16 protein-coding genes are annotated in these 15,372 nt (G+C 65.4%); 14 read left to right on the forward strand and 2 right to left on the reverse strand.

Annotation, left to right across the window (positions count from 1 at the left end; all coding sequences use genetic code 11):
• Nucleotides 1–7: 7 nt before the first annotated feature.
• The 5 genes from rfaD to cysM all read left to right on the forward strand — a co-directional run bounded on the left by rfaD (nt 8) and on the right by cysM (nt 4,137).
• Nucleotides 8–1,003, forward strand: a complete 996-nt coding sequence (rfaD, locus tag CTP10_RS03775) for an ADP-glyceromanno-heptose 6-epimerase (protein ID WP_116317394.1) — start codon at nt 8–10, stop codon at nt 1,001–1,003.
• Between the two features lie 182 nt (nt 1,004–1,185).
• Complete coding sequence (locus CTP10_RS03780; RefSeq protein WP_116317395.1) at nt 1,186–1,554, forward strand: ComEA family DNA-binding protein; 369 nt, start codon at nt 1,186–1,188, stop codon at nt 1,552–1,554.
• Nucleotides 1,555–1,610: 56 nt separating this feature from the next.
• Nucleotides 1,611–1,772 carry a hypothetical protein gene (locus CTP10_RS03785; protein WP_158577631.1) on the forward strand — a complete coding sequence of 54 codons (162 nt, stop codon included), beginning with the start codon at nt 1,611–1,613 and terminating at the stop codon, nt 1,770–1,772.
• Between the two features lie 36 nt (nt 1,773–1,808).
• A complete protein-coding gene (locus CTP10_RS03790) occupies nt 1,809–3,110 on the forward strand; it encodes a solute carrier family 23 protein (RefSeq protein ID WP_116317397.1) in 1,302 nt (433 codons plus the stop codon).
• Nucleotides 3,111–3,234: 124 nt separating this feature from the next.
• The gene (cysM, locus tag CTP10_RS03795; protein WP_116317398.1) at nt 3,235–4,137 is read left to right on the forward strand and encodes a cysteine synthase CysM; all 903 of its coding nucleotides are present in this window, start codon (nt 3,235–3,237) and stop codon (nt 4,135–4,137) included.
• 94 nt (nt 4,138–4,231) lie between these two features.
• Here the strand turns inward: cysM and mltB are convergent, their stop codons facing one another.
• A complete protein-coding gene (gene mltB, locus CTP10_RS03800) occupies nt 4,232–5,338 on the reverse strand; it encodes a lytic murein transglycosylase B (protein ID WP_116317399.1) in 1,107 nt (368 codons plus the stop codon).
• A 180-nt stretch (nt 5,339–5,518) separates the two neighbouring features.
• Here mltB and CTP10_RS03805 point away from each other — a divergent pair, with 180 nt between their 5' ends.
• The 7 genes from CTP10_RS03805 to CTP10_RS03835 all read left to right on the forward strand — a co-directional run bounded on the left by CTP10_RS03805 (nt 5,519) and on the right by CTP10_RS03835 (nt 11,876).
• Nucleotides 5,519–6,442 (forward strand): histone deacetylase family protein, encoded by a 924-nt coding sequence (locus tag CTP10_RS03805; protein ID WP_116317400.1) that lies wholly within the window; start codon nt 5,519–5,521, stop codon nt 6,440–6,442.
• A 12-nt stretch (nt 6,443–6,454) separates the two neighbouring features.
• Nucleotides 6,455–7,258 (forward strand): enoyl-CoA hydratase, encoded by an 804-nt coding sequence (locus CTP10_RS03810; RefSeq protein ID WP_116317401.1) that lies wholly within the window; start codon nt 6,455–6,457, stop codon nt 7,256–7,258.
• 164 nt (nt 7,259–7,422) lie between these two features.
• Nucleotides 7,423–8,457: a methionine ABC transporter ATP-binding protein gene (locus tag CTP10_RS03815; RefSeq protein ID WP_116317842.1), complete on the forward strand. Its 1,035-nt coding sequence runs from the start codon at nt 7,423–7,425 to the stop codon at nt 8,455–8,457.
• Entirely contained in the window at nt 8,447–9,100 is a 654-nt protein-coding gene (locus CTP10_RS03820) for a methionine ABC transporter permease (protein WP_116317402.1), read from the forward strand. The genes CTP10_RS03815 and CTP10_RS03820 overlap by 11 nt, the downstream gene beginning before the upstream one ends.
• Before the next feature lie 34 nt (nt 9,101–9,134).
• The gene (locus tag CTP10_RS03825; protein ID WP_116317403.1) at nt 9,135–9,932 is read left to right on the forward strand and encodes a MetQ/NlpA family ABC transporter substrate-binding protein; all 798 of its coding nucleotides are present in this window, start codon (nt 9,135–9,137) and stop codon (nt 9,930–9,932) included.
• 238 nt (nt 9,933–10,170) lie between these two features.
• Complete coding sequence (locus tag CTP10_RS03830; protein WP_029045694.1) at nt 10,171–10,920, forward strand: electron transfer flavoprotein subunit beta/FixA family protein; 750 nt, start codon at nt 10,171–10,173, stop codon at nt 10,918–10,920.
• Nucleotides 10,921–10,940: 20 nt separating this feature from the next.
• Nucleotides 10,941–11,876, forward strand: coding sequence for an electron transfer flavoprotein subunit alpha/FixB family protein (locus CTP10_RS03835; protein WP_029045693.1), 936 nt, complete (start codon nt 10,941–10,943; stop codon nt 11,874–11,876).
• Between the two features lie 193 nt (nt 11,877–12,069).
• Here CTP10_RS03835 and CTP10_RS03840 read toward each other — a convergent pair whose 3' ends face one another.
• A complete protein-coding gene (locus tag CTP10_RS03840; protein ID WP_116317404.1) occupies nt 12,070–13,374 on the reverse strand; it encodes a D-amino acid dehydrogenase in 1,305 nt (434 codons plus the stop codon).
• Between the two features lie 108 nt (nt 13,375–13,482).
• Between CTP10_RS03840 and CTP10_RS03845 the strand changes: the two genes are divergently transcribed.
• Together CTP10_RS03845 and CTP10_RS03850 are read left to right on the forward strand one after the other, a co-directional pair.
• Nucleotides 13,483–13,986 carry an Lrp/AsnC ligand binding domain-containing protein gene (locus tag CTP10_RS03845; protein ID WP_116317405.1) on the forward strand — a complete coding sequence of 168 codons (504 nt, stop codon included), beginning with the start codon at nt 13,483–13,485 and terminating at the stop codon, nt 13,984–13,986.
• Between the two features lie 32 nt (nt 13,987–14,018).
• Nucleotides 14,019–15,263 carry a PA0069 family radical SAM protein gene (locus CTP10_RS03850; RefSeq protein ID WP_116317843.1) on the forward strand — a complete coding sequence of 415 codons (1,245 nt, stop codon included), beginning with the start codon at nt 14,019–14,021 and terminating at the stop codon, nt 15,261–15,263.
• Nucleotides 15,264–15,372: the final 109 nt, after the last annotated feature.

Below are 15,372 nucleotides of genomic sequence, written 5' to 3' on the forward strand. Positions count from 1 at the left end.
AGCGACCATGACCATCATCGTGACCGGCGCCGCCGGCTTTATCGGCAGCAACCTTGTCAAGGGCCTGAACGACCGGGGCGAGACCAACGTCATCGCCGTCGACAACCTGACCCGTGCCGACAAGTTCCACAACCTCGTCGACTGCGAGATCTCCGACTACCTGGACAAGGAGGACTTCCTTGAGCGCTTTGCCAGGGGGCAGTTCGGCAAGGTCCGCGCGGTGTTCCACGAAGGCGCCTGCTCCGACACCATGGAGAGCGACGGGCGCTACATGATGGAGAACAACTACCGCTACACGCTGTCGCTGATGGAGAGCTGCCTGGAGCAGGGCGCGCAGTTCCTCTATGCCTCGTCGGCCGCGACCTACGGCGCTTCGCAGGTGTTCCGCGAGGACCGCGAGTTCGAGCGGCCGCTGAACGTGTACGGCTATTCCAAGTTCCTGTTCGACCAGATCGTGCGGCGCAGGCTGCCGTCAGCGCTGTCGCAGATCGTGGGCTTCCGATATTTCAACGTGTATGGTCCGCGCGAGAACCACAAGGGCCGCATGGCCTCGGTGGCCTTCCACAATTTCAACCAGTTCCGCGCCGACGGTACCGTGAAGCTGTTCGGCGAGTACGGCGGCTACGGTCCCGGCATGCAGAGCCGCGACTTTATCTCGGTCGAGGACGTGGTCAAGGTCAACCTGTTCTTCCTGGGCCATCCGGAGAAGTCCGGCATCTTCAACCTGGGTACCGGCCGGGCGCAGCCGTTCAACGACATCGCCGTCACCGTGGTCAACACGCTGCGCGAGGCCGAAGGCAGGCAGCGCCTGTCGCTGGAAGAGCTGGTGCAGGAAGGCCTGGTCGAGTACGTCAAGTTCCCGGACGCGCTGCGCGGCAAATACCAGTGCTTTACGCAGTCCGATGTGTCGAAGCTGCGCAGTGCCGGCTACAACGAAGCCTTCCTGACGGTCGAGGAAGGCGTGGCGCGCTACTGCCGCTGGCTGATCGAGCGCAACGGCTGACGCTGGCGCACGACCGCACTCCCGTATTACCGCAATCCCAATGACCGGCCGACACGTTTTCGTGCGGCCGGTGTCAACTTGTGTTGCCGTATGCGTCGCCGTGGCGCGCTGATCCTATCCTGAGCTGGCCTCGCCACGATGGCGGGGTGGTACTACCTACCATCCACAGCAAAGGAGCTTTTATGTTCAAGCATTGGGTCTGGCAACTCGTCCGTCGATTTTCCCTGTTGGCTGCGATGTGCCTGTGCGCGGGCGGGGCGGCGTATGCCGCCATCGACGTCAATACGGCCGACGAGGCCGCGCTGACTTCGGTAAAGGGCGTTGGCCCTGCCACCGCGCGCAACATAGTCGATGAGCGCAACAAGCGCGGGCCTTACAAGGATGCCGCCGACCTCGCGGAGCGCGTCAGCGGGGTGGGGCCGAAGTCCGTGGCCAGGCTGCAGGAAGGAGGGCTGGTGTTCGGCGCCGCTGGCGCTGCGCCGGCCCCCGCGGCCAAGCCCGCCAAGGCGGCTGTCGCGCCGGCTGCCGGCGCCGCCAAGGCAGCGCGCTGAACCGGCAAACGGCTCCTGTCGCCCTGTGCCGTGCCCGGATGCGTCCGGGCTGGTCCTTGCTGGTACGTCTCGTGCTCGACCTTCGCGGCTTCGCAGCCATCCGGCTGCGGAGTATCATGCGGACGCCGCGCTGGCAGGATCTGCCGCGCGCGCGTGCCAACCGGCAATATGCGGCCGGTTGGCGGCTGATCACCAATCACAATCGCGGCGGCCGCTGACGGAGCGGCCCGCCCGGACCACAGGGAGCACAACACATGGCGAATGGCGAGGACGCGGGTTTCCTGCCGAAATGGCGGCTCAAGACCGAAGGGGTGATCGGGCCCGACGAACGGCTGCCGGCGGGGCAGACGCTGCTGGCCGGCATCCAGCACGTGGTGGCGATGTTCGGCTCGACCGCCATCGCGCCGATCCTGATGGGCTTCAATCCCAATATCGCCATCCTGTTTTCCGGTATCGGCACGCTCATCTTCTTCCTGTGCGTGCGCGGCCGGGTGCCCAGCTACCTCGGTTCCAGCTTTGCCTTTATCGCCGTGGTGATCGCCGCTACCGGCTACGCCGGCAGCGGCCCCAACCTTAATATCCCGGTGGCATTGGGCGGCATCATCGCCGCGGGCGCGCTCTATACGGTGATCGGCCTGGTGGTGCAGGCGGTGGGCTACGCCTGGGTGGAAAAACTGATGCCGCCGGTGGTCACCGGCGCGATCGTCGCGGCCATCGGGCTGAACCTGGCCCCGGTCGCGGTCAAGGCCGTCAGCGGCGCGTCGCTCGACACCTGGGTGGGTCTGCTCACGGTGCTGGCCGTGGGGCTGGTCGCGGTGCGCGCGCCAGGCATGCTCGGCCGCCTGCCGGTGCTGATCGGCGGACTGGCGGGGTACGTTGCCTACTATGTGGGCACTAACGTGATGGGGCTGGGCAAGCCGATCGACTTCTCCAGCGTCGCCGCGGCCAGCTGGTTCGGCTTGCCTGCGTTCACCGCGCCGGTGTTCGAGGCCAGCGCCATGCTGCTGATCGCCCCGGTGGCGATCGTGCTGGTGGCCGAGAACCTGGGCCATATCAAGGCCATTGGTGTGATGACGGGCCGCAACCTCGATCCGTATATCGGCCGCGCGTTTATCGGCGACGGCATCGCGACCATGCTGTCGGCCAGCGGCGGCGGCACCGGCGTGACCACCTATGCCGAAAACATGGGCGTGATGGCGGTCACCAAGATCTACTCCACGCTGATCTTCGTGGTGGCGGCAGCGGTCGCCATCCTGCTGGGCTTTTCGCCCAAGTTCGGTGCGCTGATCCTGACCATCCCGGGGCCGGTGATAGGCGGCCTGACCATCGTGGTGTTCGGCCTGATCGCCGCGACCGCGGGCCGGATCTGGGTGCAGAACAAGGTGGACTTCTCCAGCTCGCGCAACCTGATCACAGTCGGCGCCACGCTGACGGTGGCCGCGGGCGACCTGACGCTGAAGCTGGGCGGCATGACGCTGGGTGGCATCGGTACCGCGACCTTTGGCTGCATCCTGCTGTATCACCTGCTGGGTGAAGGCAACCACGAGGCCGACTGAGTCGCGCGGGAAAGCGGGGAAGGAGGCGGGGCGCATCGGCGCAAATCCCGCCTGCCGGCGAGGGAAAGGTGACTGGATTACAATGGCCGGCGAACCTGACCTACCATCGCCACCCCCTCCCTCCATGGCTTACAAGACTATTGAAGACACCATCGGCAATACGCCGCTGGTCAGACTGCAGCGCATTCCCGGTGCCGACAACGACGCGCGCGGCAATGTGATCCTCGGCAAGCTGGAAGGCAACAACCCCGCCGGTTCGGTCAAGGACCGCCCGGCGGTATCGATGATTGCCCGCGCCGAGGCGCGCGGCCGCATCAAGCCGGGCGATACGCTGATCGAGGCCACCTCGGGCAATACCGGCATCGCGCTGGCCATGGCAGCCGCCATCCGCGGCTACAAGATGGTGCTGATCATGCCCGAGGACCTGAGCCTGGAGCGCCGGCAGAGCATGGCGGCCTATGGTGCCGAGATCGTGCTGACCCCGGTGAAGGGCGGCATGGAATACGCCCGTGATCTGGCGGACGCGATGGAGCGCGAAGGCAAGGGCGTCATCCTTGACCAGTTCGCCAACCCGGACAACCCGCAAGCCCATTACGAAGGTACCGGCCCCGAGATCTGGCGCGATACCGACGGCCGTGTCACCCATTTTGTTTCGGCAATGGGCACGACCGGCACCATCACCGGTGTGTCGCGCTATTTGAAGGAGCAGAACCCGGCGATCCAGGTCATTGGCGCCCAGCCGGCCGAAGGGTCGCGCATCCCTGGCATCCGCAAGTGGCCGGAAGCCTACCTGCCCAAGATCTACGACCCCAGCCACATCGACCGTACCGAGCCGGTGAGCCAGTCCGATGCCGAGCACATGGCGCGCCGCATGGCGGCAGAAGAGGGCATCTTCTGCGGCATATCGGCGGCCGGCGCATTGTGCGTGGCGCTGCGGATCGCCGAGGAAGTGGAGAACGCCACCATCGTGTTCGTGGTGTGCGACCGCGGCGACCGCTACCTGTCGACCGGCGTGTTCCCTGCCTGATCCGGACCTGATCCGGGCCTGATCCGAGTGGTGACGCCAGACAAAAAAGCCTCGCGCGTGCGAGGCTTTTTTGCGTCACGGGTGTCGGGCGGGCTCAGCCCATCGCCGCCTTGACCGCTTCGCCCAGTTGATACACCGCCAGTGCGTAGAAAAAGCTGCGGTTATAGCGCGTCAGCACATAGAAGTTGCGCAGGCCCAGCAGGTACTCGGTCGGCTGGTCCGGCGTGGGCAGATCGACCACCAGCACGCCGGTCTCGCCTTCGCGCGCCGTATCGATGGGCTCATCCACGCGCAGGCCTGCGCGGGTCAGCTGGTTAAGCGTGCGCGTTGGCCACGGCTCGCCATCCGCTGCCGCAGTGGCGACGCCCAGGCTGCCGCTGTCGCCGGCAATGCGCCATGCCACCGGCCGGCCCGGTTCCCAGCCGTGCAGCTGCAGGAAGCGCGCCACGCTGCCGATCGCATCGGTGGGACTGTTGCGCAGGTCGATGCGGCCGTTGTTGTCGTAGTCGATGGCGTATTCGCGCAGGCTGGTCGGCATGAACTGCGGGATGCCGATCGCGCCAGCGTATGAACCCAGCACCGAGTACACGTCGGTGCGCGTATCGCGGCACCACAGCAGGTAATCGGCCAGCTGGTTGCGGAACAGCGTGGAGCGCGCGGCGCGGTTCGGCGTGTCGGGGTAGTCGAAGGCCAGCGTCGACAGCGAATCGAGCACGCGGAACGTGCCCATGTCGCGGCCATAGATGGTCTCTACGCCGATGATGCCGACGATCACCGAGGCCGGCACGCCGAATTCGGCTTCGGCGCGGCGCAGCGTGTCGCGGTTGTCCTGCCAGAAGCGCACGCCGGCATTGATGCGGATCGGCTCGATAAAGCGCGAGCGGTAGGCGCGCCAGCTTTTGCGGCCGGTGGTGGTTGGCGGCATGATCAGCCGCACCACGGTCGAGGAATAGACCGCCTGGCCGAACCAGTCCTGCAGCGTGCCGCGGTCGAAGCCGTGGCGCCCCACCATTTCATCGATGAAGGCGCGGGTTTGCGGGTTGTCGCGGTAGCGGCCGGGTTCGATTTCTTCTTCACGCACATTGACGCGGCGCTTACCGGCAGCGAGAAGGCTGGGAGAGAGGCCGCAGAGTCCGAGTGCGGCAGCGGAAAGCGCGGCGCCCAGCAGGGGGCGTCGCAGTGAGCGCTGGGTGTCGGTCATGGTGTCCTTTGCAAGTCGCACCGAGTATAGCGGATGCCACTGCAGCGTCCGGGCGCCAGCTTGCGCAACCCGCCGTGCGAACCCGATTCGACCGCGGGCTCGCCGCGAGCACGCGCATTGGGTAACGGCGCCCGCCCTGTGCTAACGTAGCGAATGGAGACAACCGAGCGACGATAAGAGATGCCGACAGGCTATTACACGCACCCAGAGTTCCAGCGGCACGAGATGGGGCATTTCCATCCCGAGTGTCCGGAACGCCTGCAGGCGATCGAGGATCACCTGATTTCGCACGGGCTGGACGGGCTGCTGGAGCGCCGCGAGCCTACGCCAGCGACGCGCGAGCAGATCGAGCGCGTGCACCGGGCCGACTATGTCGATTCGCTGGAAAGCACCAGCCCGGCCAGCGGCTACTACCCCATCGACCCGGATACTTCGATGAACGCCCACACCCTGAGCGCGGCCAGGCTGGCCGCCGGCGCCGCGGTGGCAGCGACCGATGCGGTGATCTCGGGCGAGTTCGAGAACGCCTTCTGCTGCGTGCGCCCGCCTGGCCACCATGCCGAGCCTGACCGCGCCATGGGCTTCTGCTTCTTCAACAACGTGGCCATTGCCGCACGCCACGCGCTGCAGGCGCACGGGCTGGAACGCGTCGCCATCATCGATTTCGATGTCCACCATGGCAACGGCACCGAGTCGGCCTTCCGCGGCGACGAGCATGTGCTGATGTGCAGTTTCTTCCAGCACCCGTTCTACCCATACAGCGGCACCGAGCACCTTGCATCCAATATGGCGAACATCCCGCTGCCGGCCTACACCAATGGCATGGCGGTGCGCGAGGTGGTCGAGACCATCTGGCTGCCGCGCCTGCATGAGTTCCGCCCGCAGATGCTGTTCATCTCCGCCGGCTTCGACGCGCACCGCGAGGACGACCTGGGGCAGATGGGGCTGGTGGAACAGGACTATGCATGGATTACCGGCCAGCTTGTCGACGTGGCGCGCACGCACGCGCAGGGGCGCATCGTCAGCTGCCTGGAAGGCGGCTACAACCTGAGCGCGCTCGGGCGCAGCGTGCTGGCCCACCTGAAAGTCCTGCTGGAACGATAGGAGGCATCCGACGTGGCCGAAAACGATGCGCGCCTGGACGCGCCGCTGCTGACCGAAACGCGCGATGCCGCGGGCGTAGTGTTCGTGACCATGAACCGGCCACATGCTTTCAACGCCTTGTCCGAAGGCCTGCTGGACGCGCTGGCCGAGACCTTCGGCCGGCTAGCCGCCGACGACGCCGTGCGCGTGGTGGTGCTGGCCGGTGCCGGCAAGGCCTTCTGCGCTGGCCATGACCTGCGTGAGATGCGCGCGACGCCGTCGCATGACTATTACCGGCGCCTGTTCGACCGCTGCACGCGTGTGATGATGGCGATCCAGAAGATGCCGCAGCCGGTGATCGCACGCGTACAAGGCATTGCTACCGCGGCCGGCTGCCAGCTGGTGGCGATGTGCGACCTCGCCGTTGCCGCCGAGGACGCGCGCTTTGCGGTGTCCGGCGTCAACCTCGGCCTGTTCTGCTCGACGCCAGGCGTGGCGTTGTCGCGCAACCTGCACCGCAAGCAGGCGATGGAAATGCTGCTGACCGGCGACATGATCGATGCCGCCAGTGCGCGCGAGCGCGGGCTGGTCAACCGCGTGGTGCCGGCCGCAGCACTGGATGACGAGGTGGCGCGGCTGGCCGCCAGCATCTGCGCCAAGCCGGCCGCGGCCGTCGCCGCCGGCAAGGGGCTGTTTTACCGCCAGCTTGAAATGGGCATCGAAGCCGCCTACCAGCTGGCCGGCCAGACGATGGCCTGCAACATGATGGACGACTCCGCGCTGGAAGGCGTGCAGGCCTTCCTCGACAAGCGCGCACCCGCTTGGCGTGGCGAATAGCCGACTTCGCACCGTTCTTTATGCCAGGTATGCATAAAGACATCGGTAAAAATTCGTTTATGGTATGAAGCGAATCGCATAAAATACCCGCTTCACAAAAATAAGTGCGGCAACAGCGCTCGAGACAACCTCGCCTGTTGCCGTTTTCTTTTGGTCACCTGTACATGATCGAACTGCAAGGACTTTCGCAGCGCTTCCCGGGCGCGTCAGGCGACGTGCATGCATTGCGGGACGTCAGCCTGTCGATTGCAGCGGGCGAAGTCTTCGGCATTATCGGCCGCAGCGGCGCCGGCAAGAGCACGCTGGTTCGCGCCATCAACCTGCTGAACCGGCCCAGCAGCGGCCGGGTGGTCGTCGCTGGCCAGGACCTGACTGCGCTGGGTAACGGCGCGTTGCGGCTGGCGCGGCGCGAGATCGGCATGATCTTCCAGCATTTCAACCTGCTGTCGTCGCGCACTGTCTATGACAACGTGGCGCTGCCACTGGAACTGGCCGGCAAGCCCAAGGCGGAGATTGCCGCCACGGTGCTGCCGCTGCTGGACCTGGTCGGGCTGTCGGCGCTGAAGGACCGCTACCCGGCGCAGATCAGCGGCGGGCAGAAGCAGCGCGTGGGCATTGCGCGCGCGCTCGCGAGCAAGCCCAAGGTGCTGCTGTCTGACGAAGCGACCTCTGCGCTGGACCCGGAAACCACCCGTTCCATCCTGGAACTACTCAAGCAAATTAACCGGGAGCTGGGCCTGACCATCGTGATGATCACGCACCAGATGGAGGTCATCAAGCAGGTGTGCGACCGCGTCGCCGTGCTCGAAGCCGGCGAGGTGGTCGAGCAGGGCCGCGTGATTGACGTGTTCCTGCGTCCGCAGCACGACGTCACCCGCGCCATGATCGGCGATGTCATTTCGCAGGAGCTGCCGGCGAGCGTGCTCAAGCGCGTCGAAAGCCGGCTCGGCAACGGCCGCGACCACGTCTACCGCCTCGCTTTTACCGGCGAGGGCGTCGACCAGCCGGTGCTGGCGCAGGCGATCCGCCGCTACGGGCTGGACTTCAACATCCTGCACGGCCATATCGACGAGATCCAGGGCCAGGCCTTCGGCTCGCTGGCGATCATGGCCACCGGCGAGCTGGCCGACGTGAAGGCAGCAATGGAATACCTGCAGGCGCAAGGCGTCGTGGTGGAGGAGTTCGAGCATGTGGTCTGAAATGTTTGACCTGTTCCTGACTTCGTTCAACGAGACGCTGCTGATGGTGGCGATCTCCGGCGTGGTCGGCTCGCTGCTGGGCGTGCCGCTGGGCGTGCTGCTGCACCTGACCAACCGCGGCGGCGTGCTGTCGCATCCGCTGTTCAACCGCACCATCGGCGTGGTGGTCAATGCGGTGCGCTCGATCCCGTTCATCATCCTGCTGGTGGTGGTGATTCCGTTCACGCGCTTTATCGTGGGTTCGTCGATCGGTACCACCGCGGCGATCGTGCCGCTGACCATCGCGGCGATCCCCTTTATTGCCCGCCTGGTCGAAAGCGCGCTGCGCGAGGTCGACAAGGGCCTGGTCGAGGCCGCCCAGTCGATGGGCGCGACGACCGGCCAGATCGTGTGGAAGGTGCTGCTGCCCGAGGCCATGCCTGGCATCGTCGCTGGCCTGACCATCACTTTCGTCAGCCTGGTCGGCTACTCGGCCATGGCCGGTGCGATCGGCGGCGGCGGCCTGGGCGACCTGGGCATCCGCTATGGCTACCAGCGCTACATCACCGAGGTGATGGTAGCGGTGGTGGTGATCCTGATCATCTTCGTGCAGGCGGTACAGAGCTTCGGCGACTGGCTGGTCCGGCGCATCAGCCACCGCTGAGTCCAACTACTTTCTAGAGATAGGTACGTACATCATGCAACGTCGCAACCTGCTGCAATGGATTCTCGGCGCCGCGCTCGGCGCCTCGCTGGCCACCGGCGTGGTCGCCCAGGAAAAGCCGATCAAGATCGGCGTGACCGGCGGCCCGCACGCCCAGATCATGGAACAGGTGAAGAAGGTCGCCGCCAAGGACGGCCTGAACATCCAGGTGGTCGAGTTCAGCGACTACGTCCAGCCCAACGCGGCGCTGGCCGCCGGCGATCTGGATGCCAACAGCTACCAGCACCTGCCGTACCTGGAAGCCCAGATCAAGGACCGCGGCTACAAGTTCACGCACATCGCCTATACGGTGACCTTCCCGATGGGCGTGTACTCCAAGAAGATCAAGTCGCTTGACCAGCTCAAGCAGGGCGCGCGCGTGGGCGTGCCGAACGATCCGACCAATGGCGGTCGCGGCCTGCTGCTGCTGCAGAGCAAGGGCGTGATCAAGCTCAAGCCCAACGCCGGCCTGAAGGCGACCCCACTGGACATCGTCGAGAACCCGAAGAAGATCCGCATCGTCGAACTGGATGCCGCGCAGTTGCCGCGCTCGCTGGATGACCTGGACGCTGCCGCGATCAACGGCAATTACGCGGAATCGGCCGGCCTGTCGCCGACCAAGGACGCGATCGCCATCGAAGGTCCGAAAGGCCCGTACGCCAACCTGATCGCGATCCGCGAGGCCGACAAGAGCAAGCCGTGGGTGGCCAAGCTGGTGAAGGCGTACCATTCGCCGGAAATCAAGCAGTACGTGAATTCGACCTTCAAGGATTCCGTGATCACTGCATGGTAATCCTTGGTCACCGCGGTTAAGTACCGGTCACTTTGAGGCTTCCGTCCAATCAGACGATGCGCGCAAGTCTCAATTTCCGGCACAATCTCCGGACGGCTGGCGACTGCCGGGCTATGCCCGGCATCATTTTGCCGATAAAATAGTACGATCGTTCGAAAAACAGGAGAGCCGCCAACCCGGTGGTTATAATGACGAGCGAACAAAATTTCTGACTATCAGCTATCAGTGGAGTGAGCGCATGAAAGTACTCGTCGCAGTCAAGCGGGTGGTGGATTACAACGTCAAGGTCCGCGTCAAGGCGGACGGCACGGGCGTCGATCTGGCCAACGTCAAGATGAGCATGAACCCGTTCGACGAAATCGCCGTCGAAGAGGCCGTCCGCCTTAAGGAAGCCGGCGTTGTCACCGAGGTCGTGGCCGTTTCCTGCGGCGTCACGCAGTGCCAGGAAACCCTGCGCACCGCGATGGCCATCGGTGCCGACCGCGGCATCCTGGTGGAGTCGAACGAAGACCTGCAACCGCTGGCCGTGGCCAAGCTGCTGAAGGCGCTGATCGACAAGGAACAGCCGCAGTTGGTGATCCTGGGCAAGCAGGCCATCGACGACGACTCGAACCAGACCGGCCAGATGGTGGCCGCGCTGGCCGGCCTGCCGCAAGCCACGTTCGCCTCGAAGGTGGTGGTGGCCGATGGCAAGGCATCGGTGACCCGTGAAGTCGACGGCGGCCTGGAAACGCTGTCGCTGAAGCTGCCGGCCGTGGTGACGACCGACCTGCGCCTGAACGAGCCGCGCTACGTCACGCTGCCGAACATCATGAAGGCGAAGAAGAAGCCGCTGGATACCGTCAAGCCGGAAGACCTCGGCGTGGACGTGAAGCCGCGCCTGTCGACCCTGAAGGTGGTCGAGCCTGCCAAGCGCAGCGCCGGTGTGATGGTGCCGGACGTCGCGACGCTGGTGCAGAAGCTGAAGAACGAAGCCAAGGTTATCTGAGAGCGCGGGGGAGAAATAACATGACTGCACTCGTCATTGCTGAACACGACAATCAATCGATCAAGGGCGCCACGCTGAACACCGTGACCGCCGCAGCCCAATGCGGCGGCGACGTGCACGTGCTGGTGGCCGGTTCCAACGCCAAGGCCGCCGCTGACGCCGCCGCCAAGATCGCCGGCGTGACCAAGGTCCTGCTGGCAGACGCCGCCTACTTTGGCGACGGCCTGGCCGAAAACGTGGCCGAGCAGGCACTGGCCATCGCCAACGACTACTCGCACATCCTGGCTCCGGCCACCCCGTACGGCAAGAACATCCTGCCGCGCGTGGCCGCCAAGCTGGACGTGGCCCAGATCTCGGAAATCTCCAAGGTCGACGCCCCGGACACCTTCGAGCGCCCGATCTACGCCGGTAACGCCATTGCCACGGTCAAGTCGGAAGACAAGATCAAGGTGATCACCGTGCGCGGCACCGCGTTTGACGCCGCCGCTGCCGAAGGTGGCTCGGCCGCCGTGGAAACCCTGCCGGCCGTGGCCGACGCGGGCGTTTCGCAGTTCGTTTCGCGCGAAGTGGCCAAGAGCGACCGTCCGGAACTGACCGCCGCCAAGATCATCGTCTCGGGTGGCCGTGGCGTGGGTTCGGGCGAGAACTACACCAAGGTGCTGACGCCGCTGGCCGACAAGCTGGGCGCCGCGCTGGGTGCCTCGCGCGCCGCTGTGGACGCCGGCTTCGTGCCGAACGACTACCAGGTCGGCCAGACCGGCAAGATCGTCGCGCCGCAGCTGTACATCGCCGTCGGTATCTCGGGCGCGATCCAGCATCTGGCCGGCATGAAGGACTCCAAGGTGATCGTCGCGATCAACAAGGATGCCGAAGCCCCGATCTTCTCCGTGGCCGATTACGGTCTGGTGGGCGATCTGAACACCGTGGTGCCGGAGCTGGTGGCCGCGCTGGGCTGATGCCGTCAGCTTGCCGGCCGTGAGGTGGATGACGCGGCCGGCAATGTTCGCAAAAGGAGCCGTTCCCGGGATTTCCCGCGAACGGCTTTTTTGCGTCTGATCATTGCTCCATTTCTGCGGAGGTCCGCGATGCCAGCCAAACAAAAAGGGCGGCCTCCGGGGCCGCCCTTGCGTTGCCTGTGTGCCGCCGCTGTCAGGCGTGCGCCGGCCGCGGTGCCACATGATGGCGTGTGGGTTTGAGGTAGCGTCCCACTGACAGGTCATCGGCACGGATCGCCGGTGAAGTGCCGGAAACCAGGTCCGACAGCAGCTTGCCCGAGCCGCAGGCCATGGTCCAGCCCAGCGTGCCGTGCCCGGTGTTCAGCCACAGGCCACGTACCTGCGTCGGGCCGACGATCGGCGTGCCGTCCGGCGTCATCGGACGCAGGCCGGTCCAGAACGTGGCCTGGCTGACATCGCCGGCGCCGGGGAACAAATCGGTGACCACGTGTTCGAGCGTGCGGCGCTTGGCCGGGTCGAGGCTGCGGTCATAGCCGACGATCTGCGCCATGCCGCCGACGCGGATGCGATCCTCAAAGCGGGTGATGGCGACCTTGTAGGTTTCATCGAGCACCGTCGACACCGGGCTGCGCGAGACATCGCTCATCGGCACAGTGATCGAGAAGCCTTTGAGCGGGTACACCGGCAGGTTGGACATGCCCGACAAGAACGGCTTCACCAACTGCGTCGACCAGCTGCCCAGCGCCACGACCACCAGGTCGGCGATCATCGGCTCGCCGTTCACGACGGCGCCAGTGACGGCATCGCCCTGTGTCATCAGGCTGTCGATCGAGCGGTTGTACAGGAACCTGACGCCCAGCGTCTCGGCCATCTGCGAAAGTCGCGTGGTGAACAACTGGCAGTCGCCGGTCTCGTCGTTGGGAAGGCGCAGGCCGCCGCTCAGCTTGTGGCTGACTGTGGCCAGCGCCGGTTCGCTCGCGGCGAGTTCTTCGCGCGAAAGCAACTGGTAGGGCACGCCGGCATCTTCCAGCACGGCGATGTCCTTGGCCGCGCCTTGCAGCTGCTCGTCGGTGCGAAACACCTGCAGCGTGCCTTGCTGGCGGCCTTCATATGCGATTCCGGTTTCCGCGCGCAATGTGCGGATGCAGTCGCGGCTGTATTCGGCCAGCCGCACCATGCGCTCCTTGTTCACGGCGTAGCGCTCGGCGCTGCAGTTCAGCAGCATCTGCCACATCCACTGCAGCTGGAACAGCGTGCCGTCCGGCCGGATGGACAGCGGGGCATGTTCCTGGAACATCCACTTGATCGCTTTCAGCGGCACGCCGGGTGCTGCCCACGGCGACGCATAACCCGGAGAAATCTGCCCCGCGTTGGCAAAGCTGGTGCCGAGCGCGGGCCCGGCCTCGCGATCGACGACGGTCACTTCGTGACCGGCCTTGGCCAGGTACCACGCACTGGTGACGCCAATGACGCCACTACCAAGTACGAGAACGCGCATTTCGGGGACTCCCAACTACGATGTCAGGTTGATGAAGGATTTGTCTCTATACTATTGAATACAATCCAGTCATAGTTACCGAATTTATCGGTTAAACAGGAAAAATTCATGAGAACCAGTCGCCAGCCGGTACGCACCCTAGACCGGCTCGACCGCAGGATCCTGACGCTGCTGCAGGCCGACGGCAGGATCTCGATGAAAGACCTGGCGGAGGCCGTCGGCCTGACCATCACGCCGTGCATCGAGCGGGTCAAGCGCCTGGAGCGCGATGGTGTCATCATGGGCTACTACGCGCGGCTGAACCCGTCCTTGCTGGGCAGCGCGCTGCTGGTCTTCGTGGAGATTTCGCTCGGCAACAAATCGGGCAATATGTTCGAGCAGTTCCGCCGCGAGGTGCTGCGCATCCCGGAAGTGCTGGAATGTCACCTCGTGTCGGGCGATTTCGACTACCTGATCAAGGCACGCATCCGCGAGATCGGCGAATACCGCCGGCTGCTGGGCGACATCCTGTTGCAGCTGCCGGGCGCCGCGCAGTCGAAAAGCTATGTCGTGATGGAAGAAATCAAGGAAACGCTGGCAATCTCGGTCGAGGACAAAAGCCAGCCGACCTGACCACCCGCGCCAGGCGAGCGATGCCGGCAACCATGAAGCGCCCCACGAATCCACCGAAAGACACCCTGCGTACCGGCCAGCGGCCGAGCGCCGATGCAGATACGTCATGGCCGGAGCCAGGCCAGCGGCCGCCCGTCGCCCGCAAGGGGCGCGGCGCGGTCAGCAACCTGCAGGGACGATTCGAGCGCGACCAGCGCGAAGCCTTCGACGACGGCTGGCATAGCCCGGCCGCGGACGAGCCGGCCGCCGGGGTCGGCCAGGGGCATCCGGAGGATGCCGCCAACCCTGCGCCGGCGCCGGAAATGCCGTTGTTGCCGCTGCGCACCCAGGTACGCATCGAACGCGCGCGTTCGATCCTGACGCGCAACGCTTCGCCGGATATCCCGTTCGACGTCTCGCTGAACCCGTACCGCGGCTGCGAGCACGGCTGCATTTACTGCTTCGCGCGGCCTACGCACGCCTATCTGGACCTGTCGCCGGGGCTCGACTTCGAAACCCGGCTGTTCGCCAAGGCCAACGCCGCTGAAAAGCTGCGCGAGGCACTGGCGCGCCCCTCGTACCGCTGCGAGACCATTGCGCTGGGCGTCAACACCGACGCCTACCAGCCGATCGAGCGCGAGCAGCGCATTACCCGCGGCATCCTCGAGGTGCTGAGCGAGCATGACCATCCGGTCGCTCTGATCACCAAGTCTTCACTGATCGAGCGGGATATCGACCTGCTGGCGCCGATGGCCGCCAGGCGGCTCGCGGTGGCTGCCGTGACCATTACCACGCTGGATGCGGACATCGCGCGCACGCTCGAGCCGCGTGCGGCCACGCCGTCACGGCGCCTGCGTACGATCCGTACGCTGACCGACGCCGGCATCCCGGTAGGCGTGAGCATTGCCCCGGTGATCCCGTTCATCACCGAGCCTGACCTGGAACGTGTGCTGGAAGCGGCGCGCGAGGCGGGCGCCGTCTATGCGAACTACATCGTGCTGCGGCTGCCATGGGAGGTGCGGCCGCTGTTCGAGGAATGGCTGCTGGCGCATTTCCCTGACCGTGCCGAGCGGGTCATGAACCGCGTTCGCGACATGCGCGAAGGCAAAGCCTACGATGCCAGCTTTGCCACGCGCATGCGGGGCACGGGCGTGTGGGCGGACTTGCTGCGTCAGCGCTTCTACAAGGCCGCCGACCGGCTCGGCTTCCGCTATAACCGGTTCGAACTGGATACTTCGCGGTTCCGGCCACCCGCGGGACCACGCGGCAAGGACGATCCGCAGGGTTCCTTGTTCTGAGCGGCTTCGGTGGCTTGCTGGTCGCCGATCATACGGCTGGCCAGGTCCAGCGCGGCCTTGGCGCTCGATGGCGGCAGTCCGGAGGACAGCGCCAGCCTGACGGCGATTG

It is taken from the genome of Cupriavidus sp. P-10 (genome assembly GCF_003402535.2).
Taxonomy (GTDB): domain Bacteria; phylum Pseudomonadota; class Gammaproteobacteria; order Burkholderiales; family Burkholderiaceae; genus Cupriavidus.